This is a genomic window from [Actinomadura] parvosata subsp. kistnae (assembly GCF_900323885.1).
GTDB classification, from domain to species: Bacteria; Actinomycetota; Actinomycetes; order Streptosporangiales; family Streptosporangiaceae; genus Nonomuraea; species Nonomuraea composti.
Genome location: NZ_OOHJ01000018.1, coordinates 2,804,202 through 2,829,513 on the forward strand (window position 1 = coordinate 2,804,202; position 25,312 = coordinate 2,829,513).

The 25,312-nt window shown below is 69.9% G+C and carries 29 protein-coding genes and 1 tRNA gene; 9 read left to right on the top strand and 21 right to left on the bottom strand.

Going from position 1 to position 25,312, the window contains the following annotated elements:
• Positions 1-28: 28 nt before the first annotated feature.
• Entirely contained in the window at positions 29-2,305 is a 2,277-nt protein-coding gene (locus tag KIS93_RS65860) for a nucleotide-binding protein (RefSeq protein WP_230465687.1), read from the top strand.
• 56 nt (positions 2,306-2,361) lie between these two features.
• On the opposite strand, the gene KIS93_RS33080 is transcribed toward KIS93_RS65860, so the two are convergent.
• Both KIS93_RS33080 and KIS93_RS33085 read right to left on the bottom strand, forming a co-directional pair.
• Positions 2,362-2,802, bottom strand: coding sequence for a BP74-related protein (locus KIS93_RS33080; protein ID WP_186404544.1), 441 nt, complete (start codon positions 2,800-2,802; stop codon positions 2,362-2,364).
• 161 nt (positions 2,803-2,963) lie between these two features.
• Positions 2,964-3,053 (bottom strand) — tRNA-Ser (locus KIS93_RS33085).
• Between the two features lie 24 nt (positions 3,054-3,077).
• On the opposite strand from KIS93_RS33085, the gene KIS93_RS33090 reads away from it, so the two are divergent.
• The gene (locus KIS93_RS33090) at positions 3,078-3,431 is read left to right on the top strand and encodes an STAS domain-containing protein (RefSeq protein WP_186404545.1); all 354 of its coding nucleotides are present in this window, start codon (positions 3,078-3,080) and stop codon (positions 3,429-3,431) included.
• Between the two features lie 117 nt (positions 3,432-3,548).
• On the opposite strand, the gene KIS93_RS33095 is transcribed toward KIS93_RS33090, so the two are convergent.
• Positions 3,549-4,394 carry an NUDIX hydrolase gene (locus KIS93_RS33095; protein WP_080043972.1) on the bottom strand — a complete coding sequence of 282 codons (846 nt, stop codon included), beginning with the start codon at positions 4,392-4,394 and terminating at the stop codon, positions 3,549-3,551.
• Between the two features lie 599 nt (positions 4,395-4,993).
• Between KIS93_RS33095 and KIS93_RS33100 the strand changes: the two genes are divergently transcribed.
• The 6 genes from KIS93_RS33100 to KIS93_RS33125 all read left to right on the top strand — a co-directional run bounded on the left by KIS93_RS33100 (position 4,994) and on the right by KIS93_RS33125 (position 10,229).
• Positions 4,994-5,623: a hypothetical protein gene (locus tag KIS93_RS33100; protein WP_080043970.1), complete on the top strand. Its 630-nt coding sequence runs from the start codon at positions 4,994-4,996 to the stop codon at positions 5,621-5,623.
• 78 nt (positions 5,624-5,701) lie between these two features.
• Entirely contained in the window at positions 5,702-6,064 is a 363-nt protein-coding gene (locus KIS93_RS33105) for a hypothetical protein (RefSeq protein ID WP_080043969.1), read from the top strand.
• Positions 6,061-6,375 (top strand): hypothetical protein, encoded by a 315-nt coding sequence (locus KIS93_RS33110; protein ID WP_080043968.1) that lies wholly within the window; start codon positions 6,061-6,063, stop codon positions 6,373-6,375. The genes KIS93_RS33105 and KIS93_RS33110 overlap by 4 nt, the downstream gene beginning before the upstream one ends.
• Positions 6,372-7,160 carry an RNA polymerase sigma factor gene (locus KIS93_RS33115; protein ID WP_080043967.1) on the top strand — a complete coding sequence of 263 codons (789 nt, stop codon included), beginning with the start codon at positions 6,372-6,374 and terminating at the stop codon, positions 7,158-7,160. Before KIS93_RS33110 ends, KIS93_RS33115 begins: the two co-directional genes overlap by 4 nt.
• 76 nt (positions 7,161-7,236) lie before the next feature.
• On the top strand, positions 7,237-8,142 hold the full coding sequence (locus KIS93_RS33120; RefSeq protein ID WP_080043966.1) for a hypothetical protein: 906 nt from the start codon (positions 7,237-7,239) through the stop codon (positions 8,140-8,142).
• Positions 8,139-10,229, top strand: coding sequence for a cell division protein FtsK (locus tag KIS93_RS33125; RefSeq protein WP_080043965.1), 2,091 nt, complete (start codon positions 8,139-8,141; stop codon positions 10,227-10,229). The genes KIS93_RS33120 and KIS93_RS33125 overlap by 4 nt, the downstream gene beginning before the upstream one ends.
• Positions 10,230-10,894: 665 nt before the next feature.
• On the opposite strand, the gene KIS93_RS33130 is transcribed toward KIS93_RS33125, so the two are convergent.
• The gene (locus tag KIS93_RS33130) at positions 10,895-11,224 is read right to left on the bottom strand and encodes a hypothetical protein (RefSeq protein ID WP_080043964.1); all 330 of its coding nucleotides are present in this window, start codon (positions 11,222-11,224) and stop codon (positions 10,895-10,897) included.
• Positions 11,225-11,726: 502 nt separating this feature from the next.
• Between KIS93_RS33130 and KIS93_RS33135 the strand changes: the two genes are divergently transcribed.
• On the top strand, positions 11,727-11,981 hold the full coding sequence (locus KIS93_RS33135) for a GntR family transcriptional regulator (RefSeq protein ID WP_080043963.1): 255 nt from the start codon (positions 11,727-11,729) through the stop codon (positions 11,979-11,981).
• Positions 11,982-12,062: 81 nt separating this feature from the next.
• On the opposite strand, the gene KIS93_RS33140 is transcribed toward KIS93_RS33135, so the two are convergent.
• The 17 genes from KIS93_RS33140 to KIS93_RS33220 all read right to left on the bottom strand — a co-directional run bounded on the left by KIS93_RS33140 (position 12,063) and on the right by KIS93_RS33220 (position 25,308).
• A complete protein-coding gene (locus KIS93_RS33140; RefSeq protein WP_222107681.1) occupies positions 12,063-12,260 on the bottom strand; it encodes a hypothetical protein in 198 nt (65 codons plus the stop codon).
• A gap of 159 nt (positions 12,261-12,419) precedes the next feature.
• The gene (locus tag KIS93_RS33145) at positions 12,420-12,914 is read right to left on the bottom strand and encodes a lamin tail domain-containing protein (RefSeq protein ID WP_080043962.1); all 495 of its coding nucleotides are present in this window, start codon (positions 12,912-12,914) and stop codon (positions 12,420-12,422) included.
• Between the two features lie 275 nt (positions 12,915-13,189).
• The gene (locus KIS93_RS33150) at positions 13,190-13,936 is read right to left on the bottom strand and encodes a peptidoglycan recognition protein family protein (RefSeq protein WP_080043961.1); all 747 of its coding nucleotides are present in this window, start codon (positions 13,934-13,936) and stop codon (positions 13,190-13,192) included.
• A complete protein-coding gene (locus KIS93_RS33155) occupies positions 13,933-14,250 on the bottom strand; it encodes a putative phage holin (RefSeq protein WP_080043960.1) in 318 nt (105 codons plus the stop codon). The genes KIS93_RS33150 and KIS93_RS33155 overlap by 4 nt, the downstream gene beginning before the upstream one ends.
• Positions 14,243-14,443 carry a DUF7620 family protein gene (locus KIS93_RS33160; RefSeq protein ID WP_080043959.1) on the bottom strand — a complete coding sequence of 67 codons (201 nt, stop codon included), beginning with the start codon at positions 14,441-14,443 and terminating at the stop codon, positions 14,243-14,245. The genes KIS93_RS33155 and KIS93_RS33160 overlap by 8 nt, the downstream gene beginning before the upstream one ends.
• On the bottom strand, positions 14,440-14,730 hold the full coding sequence (locus tag KIS93_RS33165; RefSeq protein ID WP_080043958.1) for a hypothetical protein: 291 nt from the start codon (positions 14,728-14,730) through the stop codon (positions 14,440-14,442). Before KIS93_RS33165 ends, KIS93_RS33160 begins: the two co-directional genes overlap by 4 nt.
• Before the next feature lie 87 nt (positions 14,731-14,817).
• On the bottom strand, positions 14,818-15,384 hold the full coding sequence (locus KIS93_RS33170; protein ID WP_080043957.1) for a hypothetical protein: 567 nt from the start codon (positions 15,382-15,384) through the stop codon (positions 14,818-14,820).
• On the bottom strand, positions 15,384-17,228 hold the full coding sequence (locus tag KIS93_RS33175) for a hypothetical protein (RefSeq protein WP_155128783.1): 1,845 nt from the start codon (positions 17,226-17,228) through the stop codon (positions 15,384-15,386). Before KIS93_RS33175 ends, KIS93_RS33170 begins: the two co-directional genes overlap by 1 nt.
• Entirely contained in the window at positions 17,225-20,725 is a 3,501-nt protein-coding gene (locus tag KIS93_RS33180) for a coiled-coil domain-containing protein (RefSeq protein WP_080043955.1), read from the bottom strand. Before KIS93_RS33180 ends, KIS93_RS33175 begins: the two co-directional genes overlap by 4 nt.
• Positions 20,712-21,047, bottom strand: coding sequence for a hypothetical protein (locus tag KIS93_RS33185; RefSeq protein ID WP_080043954.1), 336 nt, complete (start codon positions 21,045-21,047; stop codon positions 20,712-20,714). Before KIS93_RS33185 ends, KIS93_RS33180 begins: the two co-directional genes overlap by 14 nt.
• Positions 21,020-21,523, bottom strand: coding sequence for a hypothetical protein (locus KIS93_RS33190; RefSeq protein WP_080043953.1), 504 nt, complete (start codon positions 21,521-21,523; stop codon positions 21,020-21,022). The genes KIS93_RS33185 and KIS93_RS33190 overlap by 28 nt, the downstream gene beginning before the upstream one ends.
• Entirely contained in the window at positions 21,520-22,005 is a 486-nt protein-coding gene (locus KIS93_RS33195; RefSeq protein WP_080043952.1) for a phage tail tube protein, read from the bottom strand. The genes KIS93_RS33190 and KIS93_RS33195 overlap by 4 nt, the downstream gene beginning before the upstream one ends.
• A gap of 241 nt (positions 22,006-22,246) precedes the next feature.
• Complete coding sequence (locus KIS93_RS33200) at positions 22,247-22,750, bottom strand: hypothetical protein (protein ID WP_080043951.1); 504 nt, start codon at positions 22,748-22,750, stop codon at positions 22,247-22,249.
• Between the two features lie 15 nt (positions 22,751-22,765).
• Entirely contained in the window at positions 22,766-23,200 is a 435-nt protein-coding gene (locus tag KIS93_RS33205) for a hypothetical protein (protein ID WP_080043950.1), read from the bottom strand.
• The gene (locus tag KIS93_RS33210; RefSeq protein ID WP_080043949.1) at positions 23,200-23,661 is read right to left on the bottom strand and encodes a hypothetical protein; all 462 of its coding nucleotides are present in this window, start codon (positions 23,659-23,661) and stop codon (positions 23,200-23,202) included. Before KIS93_RS33210 ends, KIS93_RS33205 begins: the two co-directional genes overlap by 1 nt.
• A gap of 52 nt (positions 23,662-23,713) precedes the next feature.
• A complete protein-coding gene (locus KIS93_RS33215) occupies positions 23,714-24,556 on the bottom strand; it encodes a hypothetical protein (RefSeq protein ID WP_080043948.1) in 843 nt (280 codons plus the stop codon).
• Positions 24,553-25,308, bottom strand: coding sequence for a hypothetical protein (locus KIS93_RS33220; RefSeq protein WP_080043947.1), 756 nt, complete (start codon positions 25,306-25,308; stop codon positions 24,553-24,555). Before KIS93_RS33220 ends, KIS93_RS33215 begins: the two co-directional genes overlap by 4 nt.
• Between the last annotated feature and the right edge of the window lie 4 nt (positions 25,309-25,312).

Here is a 25,312-nt window from a genome sequence, read left to right on the forward strand (position 1 = left end):
CCTTTAGACCCACCCGAGGGGGAACACGGTGGCAAGACACGATCGAGAGGAATCTCTCGAGGAACAGCTGGCCTGGCTGGACGCGATCAAGGAGTCGGACGAGGAGCCCGTTCCCGTCAGCGCCTCGGCCGTTGCCGCCGACGAGCCGGTCGCATCGCCGTACCCCCAGGACCCGTGGTCCCTAGTGCCCCAGCACCACGACACCCCGACGCCGCCGCTGTTCCGCGCGGCCGTCGACTCCGTGTACGGCGCCGAGGCGGCCGAGGAGGTCCCCGAGCGGGAGAGCGAGGCCGGGGAGTGGCTCGGCCGGGCCGCCGTCAAGGAAGAGCCCGCCGCGCCCGAGGACGACCCCTTCCACGCGCCGCTGAAGCCGCTGCCGCGCCCCGACGACACCGATGCCTATCCCTCGCTGTCGTTCGTCCCGCCGGAGCAGGCCGAGGCCCGTCCCGAACGGCCCGAGGAGACCACATGGCCGCCCTCGGGCGAGGAGACGGCATGGCCGCCCTCGGGCGAGGAGACGGCATGGCCGCCCTCCGGGGAGGAGACGGCCTGGGTGCAGCCGCCCGACTGGCCGCGCCCGGGCGCGGAGGAGCCCCCGGCCGCTCCTGCCGATGAGCCCGCTCGCGCGGATGAGTCCGTACGTGCGGAGGCACGGGCGGAGGTACGCGCGGAGGAGCCGCCGCCGGCCCCCGAGAAGGCCGCGTGGGCCGACACCCAGCCCCGCAACGAGCGGCCGTCCTGGGAGGAGCCGGCAACCCCGGCGGCCTCGGCGGCTCCGGCAGCGGAGGAGCCCGTCCCGGCGCCGGCCGAGCCGCCGCGCGCCGACCTGCCGCAGTGGGCCGAGTCGCAGGACAAGCCCGCGCTTTCATGGGCCGAGGCGCCGGGGGGCGACGTCCCCCAGTGGGCCGCCGAGTCACCGGAGACCCTGCCACGGGCCGACGTCCCGCAGTGGGCCGCCGAGTCGCCGGAGACGCTGCCGAGGAGCGACCGCCCGCAGTGGGACGAGCCGGAGGGCCGCGGCCAGGAGCAGCGCCTCACGTGGTCGGAGCAGCAGCAGGACCGCTCCCACTGGGGCGAGCGCTCCTCCTCGGATCGCGCCCAGGAGATCTCCGACCGCGCTCAGGAGACGTCCGGTCGCATCCAGGAGACCGCAGGCCGCTCGCAGGAGACGTCCGACCTGCGGCAGCAACGCGCCGACGCACCCGAGCAGCGGCAGTTGCGGCGGCAGCGCACCGACCAGCCCGAGCACCGGCAGCGGACCGATCAGCCCGAGTGGCGGCCCGCCGAGCGCGAGATCCCGCCGCCGCCGCGCCGCCGCCCGGCTCCCACGCCGGTGTTCACCTCGTCGCCGAAGCCGCCGCTCACCGGCCGGCCGACCGCCGAGAGCCTCGACCCGGAGTCCCTGCTGCGCGGACGGCGTAACGCGCCCGCCAAGGGCTGGCGCCGCCTCGTCTACAAGGCGTCCGGCGGCTGGATCAAGCCGGGCGAGTCGCCCGAGGTGCGCCGCCGCCGCGAGCTCGTCACCAGGGCCCGCACCCCGGTCACGGCCGGGCACCACCGCGTGGCCGTGCTGAGCCTGAAGGGCGGCGTGGGCAAGACCACGACCACGGTCGGCCTCGGCGCCACCCTGGCCCAGGTGCGCGGCGACCGCGTCATCGCGGTGGACGCCAACCCCGACCGGGGCACGCTGTCCGACAAGCTCGTCCTGGAGACCTCGGCCACCGTGCGCGACCTGCTCAACGAGCGCGACCAGGTCAAGCGGTACGTCGACATCAGGGCGTTCACCTCGCAGGCGCCGTCGCGGCTGGAGGTGCTGGCCTCCGACCGCGACCCGTCGGTCTCGGAGGCGTTCAGCGGCTCCGACTACCAGGCCGTCTCGCAGGTGCTGGAGAACTTCTACTCGATCTGCATCACCGACTGCGGCACGGGCCTGCTGCACTCCGCGATGGGCGGCGTGCTCGGGCTGGCGGACCAGATCGTGCTGGTCAGCTCCCCGTCCGTCGACGGCGCCAGGGCCGCCTCCGCGACGCTCGACTGGCTGGAGGCGCACCACTACGCCGACCTGGTCAAGAACGCGACCGTGGTGCTGTGCAGCGTCAGGCCCCGGTCGAAGTCGGCGGTGGACATCAAGAAGCTGGAGGCCCACTTCGCGGCCCGGTGCCGGGCGGTGATCCGGGTGCCGTACGACCCGCATCTGGAGGAGGGCGCGGAGATCGACCTCGACCGGCTCCAGGAGCCGACGCGGGATGCGTACCTGCAGCTCGCCGCCTGCGTGGGCGACGGCTTCGCGGGCATCAGGGAGTGAGGCGGCGCGCTGCCGGTGCGAGCGGCCGGCAGCGCGGCACACCTCCCTGGCGGGGGTCAGGGTGCGGGCAGCTCCCTGACCAGCCGCGAGGTCCATGGGCAGAAGACGAGCCCGGGCAGGAACGGCCCGCCGGCCTCGTCCAGGTGGTCCTCGACGTAGGGGATCGTGGCGTCGCACACCTCGATGGCCACGTCGAAGAAGTCGACCGTCTCGGGCCGGAAGTGGTAGCTCCAGCGCGCGTTGTAGGGGGTCCTCTGCTTCGCGATCCGGCCGACGACGTGGGGCCGCTCGCCGGTCTCGCCGCTGACCAGCTCGCGGGCGTGCCGGATCTTGTCCGGATCGGTGATCTGGACGACGAACTGCTCGCGGGTGATGTCGGTCATCACGAAGTACGCGGCCGGGGCGGCCTGCTGGGCGGCCGAGGCGGGCGCGGCCGCGGTCAGGGCGGTGAGGGCGGCGGTGAGCGGAGCGATGACCTTACGAGCGATACGTGCCACGAGGTACCTCCGAGTCGGGGGGCGGGGAGATCCACAACCCTTCGACACGGAAGGTAGCGATTCAACTACTCTCTGTGACACTAGCGGGGGCGCCACACAGTTCTGGCTTGACCAGGGTGGCTCAGCTGTGCACCAGGGCAGGTCAGAAGCCCTGGAGCGGGTGGCGGAGGGTGTGGGATTCGAACCCACGAGGCCATCGCTGACCTGGCCGCTTTCAAGGCGGCTGCACTCGTCCACTATGCGAACCCTCCTGTGCGGAAACCACGATAGCGGCTGTGGTGACAGGGGTGTACGTTCAGGAGGTGGCGGATCTCAACGTCGAGGTGCAGCGCGGCGACTCCGACGCGCTCGTGCGCCTCACCGGTGACCTCGACAAGCTCACGGCGCCACTGCTGAAAGACGCCCTCGTGCGGTTGTTCACCGAGGGCCGGGTGGCGGTCGTGATCGACGTCGCGGAGCTCGACTTCTGCGACTCCAGTGGCCTGTGGGTGCTGGTGGAGCATCAGCGCAGGGTCTCCGCGCACGCCGGCTCCTTAGGCATCGTGAACGTCCACGGGGTGCTGCAACGCGTGCTCGACGTGACCGGCCTCAAGGCCGCCTTCGACCGCGTGGTGCCCGCCGAGCTCTAGTCACGGGCCCGCCGAGCCTCGGCCACGCCGAGAGCCGGGCTCCAGCCACGCCGAGAGCTGGGCTCCAGCCACGCCGAGAGCCGAGCCTCAGCCGCCCAGAGGGCCGCGCCCGCGGCCCTAACCGCCGAGCTGTGACAGCAGCCACTTGGGGCCGACCGTCTCGGCGCCCAGGCCGGTGACGCGCTCCTTCAGCGCGCGGTCGGCGGTGACCACCAGCACCCGCTCCCACGGCTTGGCCTGGCGCACGACGTCGACGATCGCGTCGTCGCCGCTGCCGGTGGCCGCGACCACGTGGACGCCCTGCACGGCCGGCGCGCTCCTGGCGGCGCCCTCCACGACCGCCACCATCCGCGGATACCACTGCGCCAGCACGGGATGCGCCAGCCGCAGCCCCGAGACGTCGTGCAGCAGCCGGGTCGCCGCGCCCAGCCGGTCGTTCCACCAGCCGTGCTCGGCCCGCGCGCCGACGATGTTGGCGACGTCGAGCACGACGGTCTCCGGCCTGATCGCGCCCTGGAGGTCGCTCCACGTGGCGGCGAAGCCGGGGTGCAGCTTGCGCTCGGCGACCTCGGGCAGCGGGAGCCAGCGCAGCTCCGTGCTCTCGCGGTTGGCCGGCACGGCGGCCAGCAGCTCGGCCGACTCGGCGATCACCGTCTCGAACGCCCACCCGCCGTGGTCGTCGAGGTAGACGCCTTGGACGCGCAGCCCGTCGCCGGCCAGCGCGGCCTCCTCGCGGGCCTCGCGCAGGGCGGTCGTGACGGCGTCCTCGTGGCTGTCGCGGGCGCCGCCGGGCAGCCCCCACGTGCCGCCGTGGTGGCTCCACCAGGAGCGTTTCTGCATCAGCACGTACGGCACCCCGGCCTCGTCGTGGTGCACGACGAGCAGCCCGGAGGCGCCGTGCACCCCCCAGTGCCGGTGACCTTGGGCGCACTCGGCCCACCCGTCGCCGTCCTTAGCCGCCATGGGGCAATTCTCTCAGCCTCCGCCCTTGGAGAAATGCTGGTAGTTCCTGCTGCGTTTTCCTGACCTCGGAAGGGATTCGTCAAACGTTCCCTGAAATGGCAAAACGCCGCTTGTTGCAATTGGTTGTGATTGGCTGCATTCGGCTCTCTGACGGCCCACAGACGGCCCACGGGCGGCCCGAGGGGAGTCACTGTCGCTTCTTCGGGCCACCCCCTCGGGGGGCAGGCTCGATGCCGTTGTCTCGGGCGAGCTTCCGTACATGCGCGGCCGTGAAGGGCGAGTGCGCGACAACGTCTGTCGGTCGCTCGCCGGCCCTCAGGGCGGCTAGGACGTCCTCAGTGACGGCCTTGCGCGCCTTCTCATGCTCGGACTCTGTCTCGCGGTATCGGCGGGTGCTCTCGTCGAGCTTGCCGAGTGGGTCCTGTTGGGCCATGGACAAAAGACTAGCGCAAGTCTCTTGCGATTCCTATCAGCGCTTTGTAGTGTGGGCACTACCGCAATCGCCACAGAGAAGCGATTCCCCTCAGCGGTTAGGCGGCCCTCGCCAGGCGCTCGCAACACCAGACGAGGACCTTGACCGGGAAGAAGGCTCCCAGCCCATGCAAGAGCGTACGACGGGCCTCAACGAGGAGGCCAACAGCAACACAGTCCGTTCCGACGCCGAGACGGCACGGACCACCGTGGAAACGCACGGAGACGTCACATACGCCGTGACCCGGAGGGACGACGGGCTCGTCTTGTACAAGCCCCAGCCGAGCGCCCTCGACCAGGCCCGCGCGACCACGGACAAGGCCCTGCAGCACCTTCGCGACCTCATCGACGGAGGCATGGACGTCGGGCTCAGCCGCGAGTTCATGGAGGCGTTCACCGTCGAGATGCACGCCACACGAGCCAAGGCCGACCAGATGAGCGCCGAGATCGACGCGCTCGCGGACAAGGCCAAGATCTTGGAAGAGCACGTCCTCAAGGCGTTCCAGTGGGGCGCCATGTCCGCGTGGCAGATCGCGAGCGAACTCGACATGAGCGCGATCGACATCGCCCGGACCGCCCTCGACGAGCGGAAGCGGTCGCCGTTCTCCGACGCCGAGTGCCACCGCCTGCTGTCCACCCTGTTCAGCATCCTCGACGAGCGCGAGGGCGTCACGTTCGACCACGCGAACAACCGCTGCAACGCCACCTCGTGCGCCTGCAACTCCGAGGCGCGCGAGGACACGAGCAGCTCCACATAGCGGAACGGCCCCCGGCCGGTGCGCAAACACCAGCCGGGGGCCTGGGACCTCATCACCTGATCGGACCAGGGAGAGATCTTGAACGCGAACGTACCGCAGCACCGGTGCACCGTCTACGACTGGTGCACCAGCTCGCACCAGCGCCCCAACATGGATCATCGCGACGACATCGACCTCATCGAGCACATCGACGACCGCAACGTGATCATCGAGGTGGGGTTGTTCGCCCCCGCGGACGGATCCGCCCCGCCCTCCATCCGCGTCGCCTACCCCGGCGGGGACGCCCCGTACATCGACTTGGACAACCACGTCGCCGGCGCCTTCGTGGACATCATCCGCATGTTCGAGGGGCCCGGCCTCAACGACCGGCGCGGCCTGCGCGACTTCTCCACCCTGCTCTTCATCGGCGCCAGCCGCATCAGCGGGGTGACCGAGCTGTGAGCTGCCACATCCCCTGGTGCGTAGCCACCCACGCCAAGCCGGGCACCAAACACATCCACGGCGGTGCCGCCGTCTCGATCGGCTCCTCGCTGACGGTCCGGCAGATGCTCCACGAGTGGCCGGGCGACCTGCCCGACGAGCCGTGGGTGCAGCTCGTCTACAAGGTCCACGGCCGCGAGCGCGAGCTGTACGTGTACCCGCAGGCCGCCGTCGACTGGTCGGAACTGCTGGCCGGCCTTGACGTGCGAGACCTGGCGGCGTTCTCCCAGGCGCTCTACCGGGCCGGGCGGAACGGCGGTGCGCACTCATGAGCGTCGGCATCGCCCACGACCTCGAGACGGTCGCCCGCACCAAGCAGAACCTGCTGCTGAGCATCGCCGCCGCCTACGTCGAACGGCGTGCAGACATCGAGGACGCGGTCCAGACGGCGTACCTGAAGGCGCTGGAGAAGCAGAGCCAAGGGGCGCTCCTTGGCGATCTGGTCGCGTTCATGGCCGTGTGGACGCGATACATGGCAATGAAGACGCGGCCCGCTTCCGACCGGCCCCGACCGCCGCTCCTGGTCGACTTCACCGCCGGCTACTGGGAGTCCGGCTACGTCAGTCCGCGCGCGTTCGCCGACCACACGTGGGATCCGGCCCGGCACTACGAGGACGATCACGGTCAGGGGAGTGCCGCGGAAGCGCACTCGCAGGCGTGCCGCGCGAAGGTCACCGAAGCCCTCGCGATCCTCACGCCGCGCGAACGGCAGGCGGTCCAGATGCACTGGGTCGACGGACTCTCCTGCTCGACGGTGGCCGAGACGGTCGGGACTACCGAGGCGGCGGTCAAGTCCACCATCAAGCGCGCAGCGAGGAAGATCCGCGTCCATTTCGGGGAGTCGGCCCATAGCGCACGGCACGTCCCCGTCCGGAGAGTGGACCCGCAGAGGCTGACCGACGCTGCTCGCGCCCGAGCTGCCGAAGCGGCTCGGCTGTTGCGGGACGAGAAGCTGACCAGGGAACAGATCGGTACACGTCTGGGCGTGAGCACTCGCCGCGTGACCGTCTATCTGGGGGACGCTCGCGCCCTCGGGATCCTGGACGCCACCCACTGAAGCCGGTCCCCTGTCGGCGATTACGGCGCCGGCAGGGGACCTCGACCCCGTTCCTGAGCTACCAGGAGAGGATCTGATGTCCGAACTTAGGGCCCCCGACGATCAGAAGCCAGAGCGACCTCCAAGCCCGCCCGGCCGCTTCTGGGCGATCGGCGTGCTCGTTCTTGCCGCGCTGGTGTCCATGAGCATGAACACCTGGCACGCCTGGACCGCCACCAGCCTGCCCAAGCCGCTCGCCTTCCTGTACGGCGTCGCCCCGGTCGCCCTGGCCGCGATGCAGTCCCACGCCGTCGCCCTGCGAGCGCTGCGCAAGGAGAAGGTGGGGCCGTTCCGGCGGACGCTGACCTTCGGTCTCGTGCTCGGCGGCCTCGGATTGAGCTTCCTGGGGATCTACGACCTTTTGCGGCACGCCGTACCCGACCCCATCCCAGGCGTACCCATCCACGAGCCCGCGGTGTTCTTCTCGATCGTCATCGACCTCATGGCGCTGGCCGCTCTGCACGAGCTGCTACGCGAGTCGCCCTCGCTCGTGCACGCCGTCCAGGAGGCCGAGGCGGCGGTCGCGCCCGCTGTACCTGCCCCAGTGGCCGACCCCGCCACGGAGGAGGCCGAGAGGGTCACTGAGACCCCTGCGATCACTTCGGTGGATGCCGAAGTGATGGGCGCAGAGGTCCCGTCCGCGCCTCCTGTACCTGACCCGTTCGCGGGTGTACCTCCGCAGGTAGTCCGCCTTCCCGGATCGGGGAAGGCGGACACGGAGGACGTCAACGCCGAGCCGGTGTTCAGCGAGCAGGTACAGCCGGACCAGCCCATCGCCGTTGCCGACCCGCTCGGCCCCGTCGCGCTGCGCGAGTTCCTCGCCGACGTCGCCATGGGCACCCCGCCACCCGTCCGGACGATCAAGGATCGGTTGGGCGTAGGTACAGACCGTGCCCGCCGCCTGCAGTCGTATCTCGGACAGCTCGTGGAGGTGTCCCGTTGAGCGACACCGAACCGGAGAAGGGTGCGAGGGACACCCACTACGAGGTCGACCTGGACACCGAGCCCGACCCTGACGCCGGCAAGCCCGTCTACGCCGACGTCGTCACCCACGACCACGACACGCGCCCGATCATTCCCGCGTCGCTGCGGCGCGGGAACCGCAAGGCCGCCGCCCGCCGCTTTCTCGGCCGGCTGGCGCACCGGCTCGGCTACCACTCCTTGCGCACCCCCTGGTACGCGGCGCTCGCCCTCTGGTGGGCGCCGGCCGGGCTGTGGAAGGTGCTGGCGTACGCGGCCCGGTGGGCGTTCGACTCCGACACCATGGCCCGCGCGAAGGTGACGCCTGACCCGGACATGGCGCTCAAGTTCATGGCGGTCGCGGACAAGCACCGCCGCAACCGCCTGCCCTGGTTCGGCGTCGGCCTGCTCGCCGCCGTCGCCGCCGCCGCGGCGCTGATGGTCCTCGCCCCGTGGTGGGGGAAGGTGCTCGCCGCCGCGGTGCTGTTGCCCGTGCTGGCCAAGGTCGGCCACCCGCCGGACAAGCGGATCGTGCACGCGGCGGTGGTCACCCCCCGGTTTCGCAAGCTGAACCCCGACATCGTGCTGCGCGCCTACTACGCCGCGAAGCTCGGCGACCCCGACAAGAAGGGCCAGCAGGTCACGTTCGGGTCGGTGATGCGGCGCGAGGGCGACGGCAGCGCCGTCCTGGTCGACCTTCCGTACGGCAAGGGATTCGGCCACGTGCTCAAGGCCAAGGAGGACCTCGCCTCCGGCCTCGACGTGGCCGTCTCCCAGGTGTTCCTGACCCGCGACCCCTCGTCGAACCGGCGGCACAAGCTGTGGGTGGCCGACCGGGACCCGCTGTCCATCCCGGCCGGGCGGACCCCGCTGCTGAAGCTCCAGCCCACCGACATCTGGCAGCCCGCGCCGCTCGGCCTCGACGAGCGCGGCAAGCCCGTCACGCTGCTCATGATGTGGGTGTCCATCCTGGTCGGCGCCCAACCGCGGCAGGGCAAGTCCTTCACCGCCCGGCTGCTGGCCCTGTATGCGGCGCTGGACCCGTACGTGAAGATGTGCGTCTTCGACGGCAAGGGCTCTCCGGACTGGCGCAAGTTCAAGCTGGTCGCCGACCGATGCAGCTTTGGGTTCGCCATGTCCCGAGACGGCGACCCGCTGGAGATCTTCGTGCAGACGCTGCGCGAGCTGAAGGACGAGGTGCAGTGGCGGTATCAGCGGCTGTCGGAGCTGCCGGTGGACGTGTGCCCGGAGGGCAAGCTGACGCGCGAGCTCGCGCGTGACCCCCGGTTCGGGATGCCGGTGCGGTTCGTGCTGATCGACGAGTGCCAGGAGTACTTCGACACCGGCGACAAAGAGCTGGACAAGGAGATCGCCAAGCTGCTCGTCTTCCTGGTGAAGGTGGCGCCGGCGGCCGGGGTGATCGTGGTCGACGCGACGCAGAAGCCGTCCGGGGTCGGCACCGGCGACGTGGCCAACTCGTTCATCTCCTACCGGGATCAGCACCAGGTGCGGATCGCGCTGCGGACCGGCTCGGGCCAGGTGTCGGACCTGGTGCTCGGGCAGGGCTCCGCGACGGAGGGCTACGACTCCTCCGCGCTGCTGCCCACCTACAAGGGTGTGGGGCTGCTGCGCGGCGCGTCCGACGACACTCCGACGGTGCGCTTCCATCTGGCCGACGCCGAGGACGCCGAGAAGATCCTCATCGCGGCGCGGAGACTGCGTGAGCAGGCCGGCACCCTGTCTGGGATGGCGGCGGGCGAGGACGTGACGCGCGACGTGCGGGACGTGCTGTACGACGTGCAGCAGGTGTTCTACGGCGGCGAGGACAAGCTGACGTGGCGGCTGCTGGCGGATCGGCTGCGGCAGCAGCTCCCGGAGGGGTACGCGCAGGAGACGCAGGAGTCGATCAGTGCCCTGCTGCGGGAGCTCGGGGTGCCGAGCGAGAACGTGCGCGACTCGGAGACGGGCGACACGTTGAAGGGCTGCAAGCTGGCCGCGATTCGGCAGGCGGCGGAGCGGCGGGAGCTGGAGTCGAGCGGTAGCGGTAGCGGCCGGGCGGCCTCCCGGTAGGGCGGAAACGGCGGGTTCGGCGGCCGGCAGGGGCTGGCCGCTACCCGCTACAAGGGTGTGTTTTCCCATGTCAGCGCGTGGCGGGTCTTGTAGCGGTGCCGCCACACGTAGCGGGTGTGCCGCTACAGGAGGAGGGGTCCTTGATGGATCCGGGAACGGCTGTCCTGATCGCTGTGGCGGTCGTGATCGTGCTCATCGTGGCGGGCGCGCGGAACCCGCTCGTCAAGTGCTGGCGGTGCGGCGGCATGGGGTCGATCCGATCGTGGGTCCTGCCGTGGCGGTTCCGGCCGTGTACGCGCTGCCGCCGCTCGGGGGAGGTGCGAGCACGGTTCGGTAGGAGATAACCGGGCGGCCCCGCCCTCCTGGTCTGGCCCTCCAAGGCAGAGTCAGACGGGGCCACCCGTACCCGGCAGTGACGTGCCGGGGTCTGCCCGCCCCTGGCGGCTGAGGGGCGGACAGACTCTTGGACCCCCGCCCGGACTCCCTCCACAGGCTTTCGGGCGGGGGCGCTTGCGCTGGTGGCCCCGCGCCGCCTCGTGAGCGTCTGCTCGGCGGGGCCACCTCCTCCGGGAGGGCCTCCCAGCTCCCCGGAGGGTTGTGCGCCCGACTCCCGCGACCTGTCGTTCACCTCTCCAAGGAACCCCGGGAGGCGGGGGCCGGGCGGTCTAGGTGGTCTGCCGTCTCGGCATCTCGACGATCTGCTGTGACGTCTTGCCGTGCACGTGAAGGACGTACCAGGCCCGTGAAGCGGCTGCTGCTCGACCGTCCCAACGCTTCTTCTCGTGGGCGGGCATGTCGTACGGGGGCAGCGCCCGATCGGGGCGGACGGCGCACCGCAGGAACATGTTGCCGGGGTTCGAGCCGACCGGCCATGCGGTGATGGTGCCGCCGACGACCGGTTCGGCGTTGAGGAGGACTCGGTCCCCGTCGAGGACGTGGGCCGTCAGCACGGGGTCTCCGCAGCGGCGGCAGGGCGTCGGGTCGAACACGCTCACGGCCGGTCACCTGCACGGAACATGTGCTGATCCGGGACGACCTGCTCAACCCGGTGCGAGCCGCCGCCTGTGCATACGGTGGATCCGTCTTCGGTCTCCCACTGATGGTCTCGGTTGAGCCGCACCTCGTGCCCGCATCCCAGGCACAACGGGGCGTCGCCGGCGACGTGCTGCGTTCCCGACCACGGAGGGGAGACACGGCGCATGACGGCGGTGACCGCACACATCTCCCGAGCGGCGGGCTGGTGCTTCCGCTTCCACCTGTCCGGTTCTGGCGAGTCCGGACAGAGAACGCGATCAACGGCGAGGTTGCGTTCGTCGGAGCGCCAGCCTTCACGCTCCTCGACGATCGTCTTTTGGCAGTAACGGCACTTCAGAGGGGGCCTGGAGGGCATGCCTCGACGATAGACAAGCAATGGACAGGATGTACAGGCTATCCCGGCTATCCAGGCTATCCGGACCGGCCGCAAAGCCTGTGAGTGCCGTCCGTAACGTGTTATGCGTGACGATCGACCAGCTTGACCCCACGCCGCTGTGGGTCCAACTCGCCGCGATCATCCGCGACCGCATCAAGGCCGGCGACTACGCCCCGCGGCAGCCGCTCCCGAGCGAATCGCAGATGCAGCAGGAGTTCGGGATCGCTCGCGGAACCGTCCGCCGAGCCATGCGAGCACTCGCCGAAGAGGGCTGGACAGTGACCGTCCAAGGGCGCGGCAGCTTCGTCGCCCCACAGGAGTCCTGGCCCAAGGACGCATGAAACGGCCCCCGCCACCTCCCGAAGGAGGTGACGGGGGCTTCCCCAGCACGGGCCTCACACCCGTGGTCTATGAGCCGCCGGTCAGTACGGACGGCGCTGCTCGGACCGCTCCGCGTTCGGCACGGCGTACACAACGCCGAGCGCGGTCAGCACGGCCAGGCCGATCGTCACCCACTCGCCGGTGACGATGACGTTGTCGCCCATCGCAGTCACCAGCGCGGCCGTACCGGCGGACAGGCCGGCGACGATGGACTTGGCGGCGGAACCTACCTTGATCATGGCGTTTGTCTCTCAGATCAGGTCGCAAAACTATAAGAGCAGCGGTGTTCGTGCTGCTCAGGACGGGCGGTATGCGAGCCGGTATATTCCCGGGCCGTTCGTCGCCCCCGTGGGTGTTGAGAACCCGCTGATAAAATTAGCCGATCCGCAACACCTTGATCAGCGCACGTAATACCCATTGTCGAAGTCGTAGACGAACTTCGTGACCTGGTCGCCGTTGGCCTTCTCCACGAACACGGTGTCGCCGCCGTTGTTCAGCCAGTGGCCGTTCAGACCCTTCTTGAAGTCCATGTAGTACGCCTGCGTCGCGTTCGGGTCGGTCTTGTTCACCCCGGCGGCGGAGGTGACGACCACGAGCCCGCCGGCCTTCACGGTGGTGCCCGCCGGGAACGTGTAGGCGTTGGTGTACTCGTCTTCGGCGTTGCGGTAGGTGTCGTGCACCTTCCAGCCGGAGATGTCGAGCTCAGCGCCGGAGGTGTTCTTCAGGTAGATGGCCTCCTGCCACCGGTTCGCCGTGGTGTCGGCGCCGACCGCGTTGTAGTTCACGCGGGTGACCGACAGGTCCGGGTCCACCGTGGCGGACGCGGACAGGCCGAACGCGGCCAGGGCCACGACGGAGGCGGACAGCAGGGTCGCGCTCTTGGGGATGCGCATGATCGAGGGTGCTCCTCTGTAGGGGACATGGAAAAGCCCCAGGCGATGCCCGGGGCGTCCGAGGGGTGTACTTTCCGGAAATACGATTAATCGCGCAGGTCAGGACCTAAAGAATCGGCGCGATAAAATCACGCCCGGATTTAAGGTTCCGAACGGCGTTCAGTTCGCCTCGTCTACGAGGCCAGGTGTGCGCCCGTCTCCGGGCTGCTCTTCCTCGGGCTCGGGATGCCGGGGGAGAGACGTCTGATAGGGGAAGTAGTCCCGCCACATCGGGGTCATGACAGGCGCAGCAGCGCGGTCCAGGTGAGCGGCCCGCACAGGCCGTCGTCGTCGAGCTTCTTGATCCGCTGGAAGCCCTTGATGAGCCCGACCAGCTCGGGATCGTAGACGGTGCGGTCCAGCCACCCCTTCAGCCCCACCGTCGCGTACACGGCCTCGGGGAGGTAGCCGCGCTGCATGAGGAGGCCGCGGGCGGTCTTGACGTCCCAGTTGTCGTCGCCCGGCTTCAGCAGGGGCAGTTGCTTCACGAGCGTCTCCGTCCACGAGTCGTCGGTCTCGGCGTGGTCGACCGGCATGCCTGCTTTCACCCAGGCGTGCAGTGCCGGGCCGGGGCATTCGGTTGGGTAGCGGTCGCCGTGGCCGAGCTTCTTCAGCTTCCGGCCGGCCCGCCTGCACGCTTCGTCGTACAGCCAGCGGATCGACTTCTTCGCGGCGTCGGTCGGGTTGTTTCTGCCGATGTAGGCGACGCCGATGCCGGTCCGGTTGTGGTCCGGGCAGTGGGCGCCGACGACGAGCCAGCCGCGGCCCTGGTAGATGGTGCCGTCGTCGCGGACCAGGAAGTTGTAGCCCACATCCGACCACCCGCGGGACGGGCCCATGTGGAAGTCCTGGATGCTGCGTACGGTCTGCGTGGTGGGGCCGTCCGTGTGGTGGACGAAGAACTCGGTTCGGGTGGCCCACGACACCGTGTTCTGGCTCTTCGGGGCGCGGGCGTCCCACGCTGCCCGGCTCAAGATGTTCACTGCGCCTCCCGATGCTCGCGGCGCTTGGCACGCCAGGTGCGGATGATGATGGCCAGCCGCCACGCCAGCACGACGGGCAGGCCGGCGAACGCTACGAACCGGGCCGTGAGCAGCCAGGTCTCGTCCGGCAGCCACACGCGCAGCGCCCACAGCGACGCCATCGCGGCGAGAACCGCCTGGAACGCCATCACATGCCTGCCCGCGGGTGTCTGCCACCAGCGCGCCAGCAGGGCTTGGGCGACCACACACGCGTCAGCGAGGAGGGCCGTCAGAATGAGCAGCACGTTCCCGAGGTCGAACAAGGCGTCACGCACTGCCGCCTCCGAACGCGTCGTCGAGCAGGCGGGAGAAGCCGTTCGCCTCACGCAGTTCGCGCAGCGTCTGCGCCCACGAGCGGTGCCGCGCCGCCCGCTCTTTGGCGTCGCGGAACTCCTGCTGGGCCTGCAGCTTCGACTGTTCTGCCTCGCGCTTGGCCTGCTCGATGTCGTGATCTTCTGGTCGCGTCATCTCGGGCCCTCGCTTAGGCGGGACTTGATCTCGGCCAGCAGCACCGCCGCCGTCTTACTGCCTTCCGCAGCGGACTGGAGCGCCGCTCTCGTCTCCTCCGCGTGGCCCTTGCGGGTCAGCTCGTGCGCGGCCCGTTCGGTCTCGTACAGCTTCCGCCACTGATCGGCGGTCCGGGTCTCCTTGTCCATGGAAGGCTTGCCGAACACGTAGCCCTTGAGGAACAGGAAGAGGATGACCCCGCCGAAACCAGCGTTGAGCAGGTAGCTGATGATGTTGGGGTCGGTCACACAGGTACCTCGTTCTCGTCGATCTGGGTGAAGGGGGGTGCCGCCGCGCCCGCACCCCAGCAGCGCGGCGGCACGATCGGGGAGCGGTCAGACGCCGCGGATGCCTTCGAGGGCGAACACGCCGAAGAAGTTCACGCCGCCGTTGTGGGCGAGGATGTCGATCCGGTTGATAAGCGCGGATGTGTTGTTCCACTCTCCGGCCGTCAGCACGTTCTGCGCGCCGTTGGTGAAGACGGAGGCAGTGTGGCCAGTCACTGCCCCGATGTCGGCAGTCCCATATTTGGCGATGGTGTAGGAGATGTGATGATGCGCTGTCGCCCCAATGCCAAGGTTCACCAGGTTGGTTGATGTTGTTGCCGTGCCGCTTGGGGTTCCACCGCTGGTGCTCCCATACAGTCGGTGGTGCGCGTAGTTGTTGCCGGAGTCGTTGTTGAAGCGCAGTCCGACCTCGGTACCGCTTCCCGTTGTCACCACCGACGCAGTCAGCCGGAACACCCGGAAGTTCGAGTCGAGGCTCTGAAATGACACGGACGCCGCTGCTGATCCTGACGTGATGACCCGCTTGTCGATCGGGATCCACATACTGAGCAGGTAGCCGTTGACGTTGGCCGCCGACAGGATCTCGCCTGCCGCGAAGGTTTTATCGAGCGCCATCAGAACCCCAGCGCATTCTCATTCAACCGCCCCAATGTCGAGTTGTTGAGCACCAGGAACGACCCGTACTTCGTCGCGCTTTGCAGGTTCCACGTGGTGATCCACGTGGCGCCGGTCGTCTGGTGCGAGATGCCCCTGATGAACACATCCCGCTGAATCGGATCGCCGCCGCCGCTGGGCTGCCGGATGATCCGGATCCGGTCGCCGATCTCCCGGCCGAGCACGATCGGCATCAGCACGGCCGGGTCCGCGTGCGCGTGGATCTCGATCGTGTCGAAACGCACCTCCGGCTCCTTCGACACGTACAAGATCCAGGACGCGTATCCGGCCACGGCGGTGTCGTCCACCAGCAGCAGATTCGACGCCTCATACGTTTTGACCAGGAACTCCGCCTGCGACGCCACGTCCCCGGCGACCTGCTCGCTCCCGCCGGTCCTCGTCGCCCTGATCTCGTTGTAGAAAGTGACGTCGTCGGTGACGAGCTTGGCCCGCGCAGGCGTGAACGTGGCTCCCGCGCCGAACGTCGCCTGGACGGTGTTGCTGCGCGACTCCAGGATGACAGCCTGCCTGTTCCTGAACACGACCCGGCCGGACGCGTCGATATACAGCTCGCCGATCTCGCTTTCGGCCACGTCCTGCAGTTCGGTCAGCGCCGGGCCCTCCAGCGTGGTCGCCTGCAGCGTGCTGTTCCCGGTGGCGATCACCCGGTCTGCGGCCGGCCAGCCCGCGCTGTCCAGGATGCGGTTCACGCGCGCCCCCGACAGCTCGCCCGCGCCAACCGCCGCAACCGGCGCCCTCTTCCGGTTGGCCAGCACCTTGAACCCGTCGCTGGCGATCACCGTGACCTCGGAGTAGACGTTGGCCACATGGTCCACGTCCCACAGGTCGACGAACCCTCGGAACACGTCGTAGGTGACCGCGTTCCAGGTGGCCCTGATCCTCAGCGGCTTCATCGCCGTGACCTTGCTGCGCACGCCGGTCGCGTACGGTCCGTCCAGCGCGGTCGGGTCGAAACGCCGGTCGGTGTTGTTGACGTAGCAGGTCGCCGTCCCAGCCTCGTAGCGGATGACCGGCGACACGACCCGGTTGGAGCCGCGCCGCGTGCTGATGCCGCGTTTGCCCGCCAGAGTCACGTTCGTCCACGTCCCCTGGACGGGGCCGATGCGGGAGTCGGCCACGGCCACGTTGTCCAGGAACCAGTAGCCGCCCGCATCTCTCTGCAGGTGGAACTCGGCCATGCCGGGCTTGCCGCTAGGCCACGCCTGGGTGGAACTGATGGCGTAATCGCTGGCGATCGCCGAGTTCGGGTCGTCGTACCGCCAGACCTCTGCCGTACCGTTCCCCGACGGGTCGATCTTGTAGCGGAGTTCGACCCGCACCCACTGGCCGGTGGGTACGGGCGTGGTGAGCGCGGCAGCGATCGAGATGGAGAACCCGAGGTAGACGCGCAGGATCCTCCCGGAGGTCATCCACACGGCCGACACCACGCCGCCCGGACCTTGCACGACGGCCACCCGCTGGATGTTGGTCGTCGCGCTGACGAGGTACATGTACAGGCGCAGGCAGAACGTGTCGCCGACCTGCGTGACTCCGGTCCAGTCCATGTGGCAGTCCACGCCGCTGCTCGGGTTGAACGCGGCCAGGCCGCTGCCACCGAACGCCTGCGTGGTGGTGTACTGGGGCGACCCGGTGATGACGTTGAACGCGCTGCCCGACGTGCCACCCGAGTTGCCCGTGGAGATGGTCACGCCGGCGGTGCCGCCGTTGAACGAGTTCGTCTTGGCCACGCCGGACGGCGCTATGTTGTCGAACATCACCTCGACCGAGATGGTGGGCAGCGTCATCGGCGCCACCCGTCCCCGGAGCGTCGCTCGAACTCCTGGATGGCCTGCACGGTCGCAGCGCCCACCTCGGCCAGGTTGGCGCCCGGGGCGACCTGGTTGTTGATGTTGTAGGTGACGCTGGGCCGCCACATGCCGCCTCCCCCCGCCGACGTGCTCGACCTGGAGACGGGCATCGTCCGGTAGAACCGGCCGCCGAAGCGTTCCGCCACCTGCGACAAGATCTCCTCGCTGCGGGCGCGCTTGCTCGCGGCGAGTGGGATGTAGGCTTCGCCGCCAGTCTCCGGCTCCGCCCACACGCGGATCGTCGACGCCGGCGCGATCTGCGCGATGTGGTTCTCGCCGCCACCGGCGAAGTACCGGATCCCGCCATCCGCGAACGTCAAGATGCCGCCGTTCGCCATGGCCGCCGCCTGACGCAGCGCTTCCCGGCTGAGCTCGTCCTGAAAATCGGACTTGATGAAGATCGTGACCGACCTGTCGCCGCCGATGCCCTGGTCGATCTCGATGCCGAGCGCCTTGGCCGCCTCGTACACCGACTGGCGTCCGCCGTGCATGCCTTCGCGGACTTTGTCGGCAACCTCCTCGCCCCTGGTCTGGGCGATGTGCCGCAGCACCGGCCCGGCCGCGTCGAGATTCGCGGCGAAGACGTCACCGGCCTCCTTGCCTGACCTGCCGTGGAGACTGATGAACTTGGCCAGCTCGTCGTCCGTCATGTCCGCCGCGGCGGCCACAACCCCGGCCGCGCCCGGCCCCAGCTTGGCCAGCTCGTCCAGCATGCTGTCTGGCACCCGGCCGGCGAGCCGGACCAGGTTCTCAGCCCACGCCTCCTGGTCCTTGACCTGCTTGTCCAGCTCGCGCAGCAGTTCCTCGCTCGTAAGCTTGGCGTCGCCGCGCAGCTTCCCGTACGACTCCATCACCGACTCGTTGGCGGCGCGCGTCTCGCGGGCGACGTCCTGCCGGGTGGCCTTGACCTTCTCCTCTGCTTCGGCCACATCGCGGGCCGCGTCCCTGGTGGCGCGAGCCGCTTCGGCCTGCGCCTCAGCCACCGCCCGCGAACTGTCCTTGGCGACCTCGGCCGCGTCCTTCTGCGCTCGGGACACCTCCTCCTGGGCGTCCCGCACCGCCTTGGCGTTCTCGACCCGGGTGCGGTCCAGCTCGTTCTCGGCGTCCGCGAGTGCGCGGGCCGCGTCCTCCTGCTGCCGGGCCGCGTCCGCGCGAGCGTCGGCGACCGCCTGAGCGGCGTCAGCCACCTGGCGGGCCGACTCCTCCCGCTGCCGGGCCGCGGCCTGCTCGGCGTCCGCCTCGGCCCGGCGGGCGTCCTCGATCCGGCCGATCGCGTCCACGACCTCGGCCGAGCCGTCGATGCCGCGCTGCTGCGCGTCCGCCAGGTCCTCGCGCAGCTCCTGATTGCGGCGCCGCACCTCATCCAACCGCTGTAGCGCCTGCCGGTAGGCGAGCTCCGCTTCGCGCCGGTCGAGGTCGGTCGCCTCGGGGTCCGCGTTGATCTCGTCGAGCCGCTGGCGGGCCCGCTCGATCGCGAGCTGCGCCCCCTCTTCGTCCAGGGCGGCGCCGGACTCGGCGGCGATCAGGTCCTCGATCCGCTCCTGCGCCCGCTCCCTGGCGGCGGTCAGATCTTCGATCGCGTCCTGGGTGCGGCGGTGGGCGTCCTGCACCTGCCGCTCAGCGTCCACCTGCCGGGCTGCCGCGTCCTGCTGGGCGTCCGCCAGCCGACGCTCCGCGTCCTCGATCCGGCGGGCACCCTCTACGGCGGCGTCCGCCATACGCTCGCGAGCGTCCTCCACCCGCCGCTGGGCGGCAGCCTCCCGCTCTGCGCCCTCCTCGACGGCGGCAGTGACCCCCTCCTGGGCGTCCCGGATCCGCTCCTGCGCCGCCTCTGCGGCTTCGGCCGCCGCCCGCTGGGCGTCCTTGACCCGGGCCTTGGCGGCGGCGACCCGCTCCGCCGACTGCTCTTGGGTGTCGGCGAGCTCCCGCTCCGCTTCCTTGATGCGTTCGGCGCCCTGCCGCTGCGTCTCAGCGGCGCGAGTCCACGCCTGCGACATGGACTCCAGACCGGCGGTCCGCTGGCGGGCGGCGGACTCGATGCCGCCCAGCTTGACGATCTCCGAGTATGCGGACGACCACGACTCGCGCATCTTCACCGACGCCTCGTCGGCGTCGTCGGCGAAGGTGATCAGGTCGTCGCCAGCCTGCCGTGCGGACTGGCCCAGCTTCTCGGCGGCGTCCGACGTGCCCGAAAAGAGCTGCCTTGCGCCGCTGATCCCGGGCGGCAACACGGAGTTGAACGTCTCCGACACCCGGGTCAGCCAGCCGACCACCCGGGCGGCGATCTCGGTCAGGAACGCCAGGTCACGGATCAGGCGCGTGAGCGCTTCGGGGTTGTCCTCGACCGCGCTGGTCACTTCGGTGATTGCCGTCGCGATGTGCTCCATGATCTCCGGCAGGTGAGGTCCGAGATCGCGCAGCACCGCCGAGAACGCCCGCTCGACACCGTCGATGGCCGGCGCCAGCTCGCCCAGCGAATCGCCCGCGTCCTCGACGAAATCCTCGAAGGCGGGGGCGAGGTTGGCCAGGCTGCGCTGCAGCACCGGCGACAGCTCCCTCAGCTCCCGCTCAGCGACGCGGACGATCGTCTGCCACACACGCTCGAACGGCGCACCGATCTGCGCCGCCTCCCGCTTGGCCGCCTCCCGCAGGTGGGCGATCGCGTCCTGCGCCTCATCGCTGCCGTGCGCCGCCGCCAGCCCGATGCCGGCCAGCGCGCTGCCGAGCACGGCGGTGATACCGGTGGCCGCCAGCGCTGCCACTGAGGGCAGTGCCGCCATCGCGGCCGTCGCCGCGGCGCCGGTCATCGGCGCTGTGCCGCGTACGGCGTTCAGTGCCGCCTGCACGAGGCCGATCTGCGCCGCGCCGGCGGCGGCGCCGTCCACGTCCACGGTGACGTTCAGGCGCCGCCCGTCGAGGTCGCGCGCCGCCCGCTCGGCCTTGTCCAGGTCGCGGATGGCGCGCTCCACGTTGGCGCCGACCACGATCTCGGGGTGGAGCGCGGCCAGCGTGATCAGGTCCCGGCGGATCCGTTCCGTCTCCTCCGCGGCCTGGCGGGCGTCCACGTCGATGCCGATCCGCTTGCCGGACAGGTCTGCCAGCCGCCGCGCCAGGCCGGCCACCTCGCGTTCGGCGTCGGACGCGTCCGCGTTGATCTCGATGCGCGGCAGCCGCTTGGTGGCGTTCTCCAGCAGGCGGCGGGTCGTGATCGCGGTGCGGCCGACGTCCTCCAGTTCCCGCCCGAACCGGTCAGCCTGGGCGCCGGACCGGGCGAGCGCCTCGCCCTGCTGGCGGGCCTGCTTCTCCATCCGCGCCAGCTCGTCGGTGGCCTTCTTGGTGGCGTCCTCGGTGGCCTTCAGCCCCTTCTCGGCCTCCTTGGTGCCGAAGCTGTCCCACTTCGATTTGAGGGCGATCACCAGGTCACGCGTCGGCACGGCGGAGCACCTCCTCGTTGCGGATCAGCACGATGTGCACGCCGCGGTCCTTGGATCCCTCGAACGCCTCCTGGGCGCCCTCTTTGACCTGGCAGCCGCGGCACTGGCGGGGCTCGGCGATGTAGGCGTAGCGGTGTCCGCCCTTGGTCTCGTCCCACTCGTCCGGTCGCGTGCGGCAGTTCGGGCACTCCTGCTGCTTCCAGATGTGGTGCCACAGCGCCTTGTCCCGGTCGTCCTCGGGCCAGGACAGGAACGTGCTGTGCGGGATGCCGTAGGCGGCGCAGACGTCCAGCTCTAGCCGGAGGGTTCGGTCCGCTCCCATCCTTTTGGGAGCGACTCGTCCGGGGTGCGGATGTTGACGCGGATCGCGGCGTTACCGGCGGCGATCTGCTCGGCGTTGCTGAGCCCGGTGTCCCACAGCCGCTCCCACTCCTCCTGCGACAGCTCGCCCTCGACACAGGCCAGGAAGCACGCCTTCGGGAAGGTGTCGAGGTTGTACATCTCGTCTTTCGTGTCCGGCCGGGGCGGGTGCGCGGTGACGAGCGCCTCGAAGTCGGCCGCGGACACCGCGCGCAGGGTGACGAACTCGAAGCAGTCCCGGAGTCGCTCCTCCGCCTCCCGAACGTCGGTGCGGGCCTGCTCCAGGGCGGACTCGTCGACACCGCCCTGCAGCAGCAGCATGGTGTGCAGGCGCCGCGCCCGCTCCAGTTCGTCCCGCGCCGCGGTGTCGTCGTCGACCCGCAGCGGGAACGAACCGGTCGGGCGCGGCCGGTTGAGCAGGCGATCGCGCAGGCTCACGCCGGGATCACCACGTTCTCGCTGGGCTCGGACGTGATCGCGTACTGGATGACCAGCGGGGCGGCGTTGGCCGCCATGTTGCGCTGCTTGCCCACCGACAGGACGCGGACGGGGTAGACGTCCATGAGGTTGCCGGGCACGTCGCCGCCGTCCATCCAGATGATGTTGCCGTCCTCGTCGCGCGGCATCAGGCTGCGTACGTCGAGCCCGTCCTGGCCCTGGTAGAAGGTGATGCTGGAGTCCTCGGCTGAGATCAGGCCGGGGATGTTCGACACGTAGCGGGAGTTCAAATCCGGCGTGTCGATCTTGGCGCCGGTGACGTTCCACCCGGCGATGTCCAGGATGTCCTTCGACAGGTCGTCGCCGGAGTTGATCTCCAGTCGGGTGACGGCCGAGATGACCGCGATGGACGGCACCCACAGGCAGCGGGTGATCCCAGGGCGGAAGAACCGCTTGGCCGGAGTGATCGGCGTAGCAGCCATTACTGCTCTCCCTTCGCGCGCCGACCCTTCGGCGACTCAGATGCGGGCAAAGAAGAAGCCCCGGTGGTTGTCACCGGGGCTTCAGCGGTCTTGGTCCGGGGCTTGGGCGGCTCCGGAGGAGGAGGTGGGTCCGTGTCCTCCCAGCCGGCGCGGCGCCGCTGCGGGCGGCTCGCGGCGGGCACCTGCACCTTGCGCCCGTCGAGGTCCGGGTGGGTCATCCAGATCTTGTCCACGCGTCCTCCTACGAGCTCGCGCCGACGATGACCACGTCGTAGGTCACGCTGGTGCCGGCGCCCGAGTTGACGAGGTTGAGCAGGTCGCCCGTGCCGCCGGTGACGACGACGCCGGCCGCGCTGGGGTCGTACCACCAGAACATGCCGCCGGGCTTGACCCCGATCCCGTCGCCGGCCGCCAGGAACAGCGGGGCCCCGTTGGAGGCGGGCATGACGACGTTGACGTTGTTGGTGTTGCCCGAGGCGGCGAGCACCAGCAGCATCTTGATCCGGGCGAAGGTGAGCGTCGTCCCGAACGGGCCGGTGAGCGAGCCCGCCAGGTCGATCGCGTCGGTCGCGGACGCGGCCACCGTGCGCCGGTCCGACCAGATCATGTTCGCCGCGCCAGCACCCGCACCCTCGCTGAAGGCGATCTGGCGGGCCAGCTTGATCACGCTGGACGGCGTGGACAGGTCCAGCGGGGAGGTCAGCTCTGATTCGAGCTGCCAGCCCGCGCGGAAGCTAAAGGCCATCAGGGGTCCTCTCGGTCATCGGAAGCCGTGCTCCCTCGCTGTCTCATCCACCGCGGCGACGGTGGCTGCTAGTGCGCCGTCCATGCCTGATTCGGCCGCGGGTGCCAGGTAGGAGCGGGTCTGCTGGGTCACCCACCGGTCGCGGTTGCCGAACACCGGGTGGCGGAAGGTGGCGTTGCCCCGGATGCCCTCGTACGGGCGGCCGTGCGGGGCGACCGCGCGCCGCACCCGCATCGACACGCCGGGGTCGCGCTTGCTGAACCTGATCGACAGCGAGATCGCGCGCGGGATCCGCGCCGACCAGGAGGCGCGAACCTTCGCGTCGGCGACGATCGGCTCGGCAGCGGTCTTCAGCGCGGGCCGCAGCTTCTTGCGCAGATCCGGCTCGATCGAGCCGAGATCCTTCTGCAGGACGCGGATCGCCTCTGTCGGGTCTGCCGGGTCGGCCATCACGCGTCCGCGAACGCGTCGACGTGGACGACGAACCGCACCGTGCAGACGGGGCCGTCGTCCGTCTGGTCGGCCACCATGTCCAGGGTGGACATGGTGGCCATCATCACCAGGCCACCCAGCCGGGAGTCTTTGGCGAGCTCGCTGCGGAATCCGGTCAGCAGCTCGAACGCCCGCTCGCGAGTGGTGCGAGCGTCGGGCCGGCCGCCGCGGTGCGCGTCGCCGCGCCACGAGCTGACCAGGCACATGACGTCGTAGCGCTCCATGTCCGGCTGCATGTCGAGCTGCTCGCGGGTCATGGTCGAGCGGACGTCCGGCTCGGTCGGGCTGCCGCTGTAGCCGATCTCGATCACGTCGCGTTCGACGTTCGTGGTCGGGCCGCCGTCGAGGACCTGAACGTGCGGCCAGGCGCGCTCAGCGAGCGCTACGAGCGCGTCCAGGACTGCGGGGATGGTAGACACCGGGCAAGCCTCCTCACTCGGCTACAAGCCGTTCAGAGACGTTCAGGGCATGTCAGCCGACGAGTGGTTCGTCTCGTTCCTGGGTCTTCTTCAAGCCGAGCAGCTCCATCACCCGGAAGGGCAAGGCGAAGGGGCGGATGCTGGCGGCAATGGCGTCGGAGTCGCCCAGCATCGGGCGTCCTCCGCCGTTGTTGTGCTGGGAGCCCTGCCACAAGTGCTTGATCAAATCCAGGCCGGCCAGACGGAAGTTGAGCGGCAACGGTGTGCGTCCGACCCGCGTGGTCACCCGGAAGTCCCCGTACCAGTCGGGCAGCAGCAGCACACCCTCGGAGTGCTTCAGCCGGTAGCCGTCCGTTCCCGCGAGCGGGTCGGCCGCCGGCACCGCCGCGCCACCGGGTAGCCGGACCACGCTCACGATCGAGATGACCGGCCGGTCCGGCAGCACCGCCACGCCGCGGCAAGCCGACACATCCGCGACGACAGTCTGCGGGGTGACGTGCCCGACCCGGTCCTCGATGACCTGGCAGGCCGCGCCGATGATCCGGCGCAACGCCTCGTCGTCCTCGGTGAGCAGCCGGTCCTTCCGCAGGTGCTCCTTGGCGTCGGCCAGGCTGACGAATGGGGCGCCCTCGGCCGGTTCGACGTCGATGACGTCGGTGTAGGACGAGGCGTTGTCTCCGGTGGCCAGCCAGCGCACCTGGTGTACGCCGGCCTGCACGGTCGCGTAGTCGTAGGTGTACACGCCGGTCGACGCGGGTGCGACCGGGTCCTGCACGAAAACGGTGCCGTCCGGCAGCGTGATCGTCAGTGCGACAGTGCCGGCGTTGGCCAGCGCGCCGCTCGGGTCCGTGATGGTGATGGACAGCGGCACCTTGGCGCCGAGATCGAAACTCATCCGCCCTCCATCCTGGGTCCGCGCCGGTCGACGGCGGTCATCGCGACTGCGGCCCGGTCGGCGGCGGTCATCGTTCCGGGACGCTGCGGGACGACGTCCGAGGTGCCGCTGAGTGCCACCTGTAGCGGCGGCAGGACGATGTTCAGCACGCCCTCGACGCGCACCTCGCCGGTCAGACTCATGGTGAGGGCGGGCAGCGTGGCGGCCATGACGCCGGTCACGCCGCTGTCGGGCAGCGTCGAGGCAGACGAGCCGGGGACGCCGTCCCACGATGCCCCGGGCGAGTCGCCGTCGAAGTAGGAGTCGAGGGTGGGGGCGGCCTCGACCAGCACCATCGTGAAGTCTGCGGGGCCCGACCCGAAGTTGTAGTTGTCCGTGATCAGGCTGGCGAACGCGGCGTTGGCAGGCGCGGTCGCGGTGAGGGACACCCGGGAGACGGCCCGTGCGGGGACGCTGTAGGAGCCGTTGCTGTAGGTGATCACGGAGCTGGCGGCGTTGCGCCACTCGATGTAGACGGCGCCGCTGATGGTGGCCAGCGGGTTGTCGAAGTAGCAGTACATGGACACCGTGTACTGCTGGCCCGCGACAACCGTGCCCCGGCTGGAGTTGGAGAAGGTGCCGCTGGTGTATCTGGCGGCGAAGGGGCGGCTGAACCCGGATACCGCGGTCCGGGCCGGGGTCGAGCCGCCGCCCCAGCCGGCGTTGTCGTTCGCGCAGGCCGGGTTCAGGCAGGTGTTGTGCCGGGTGGCCACGGCA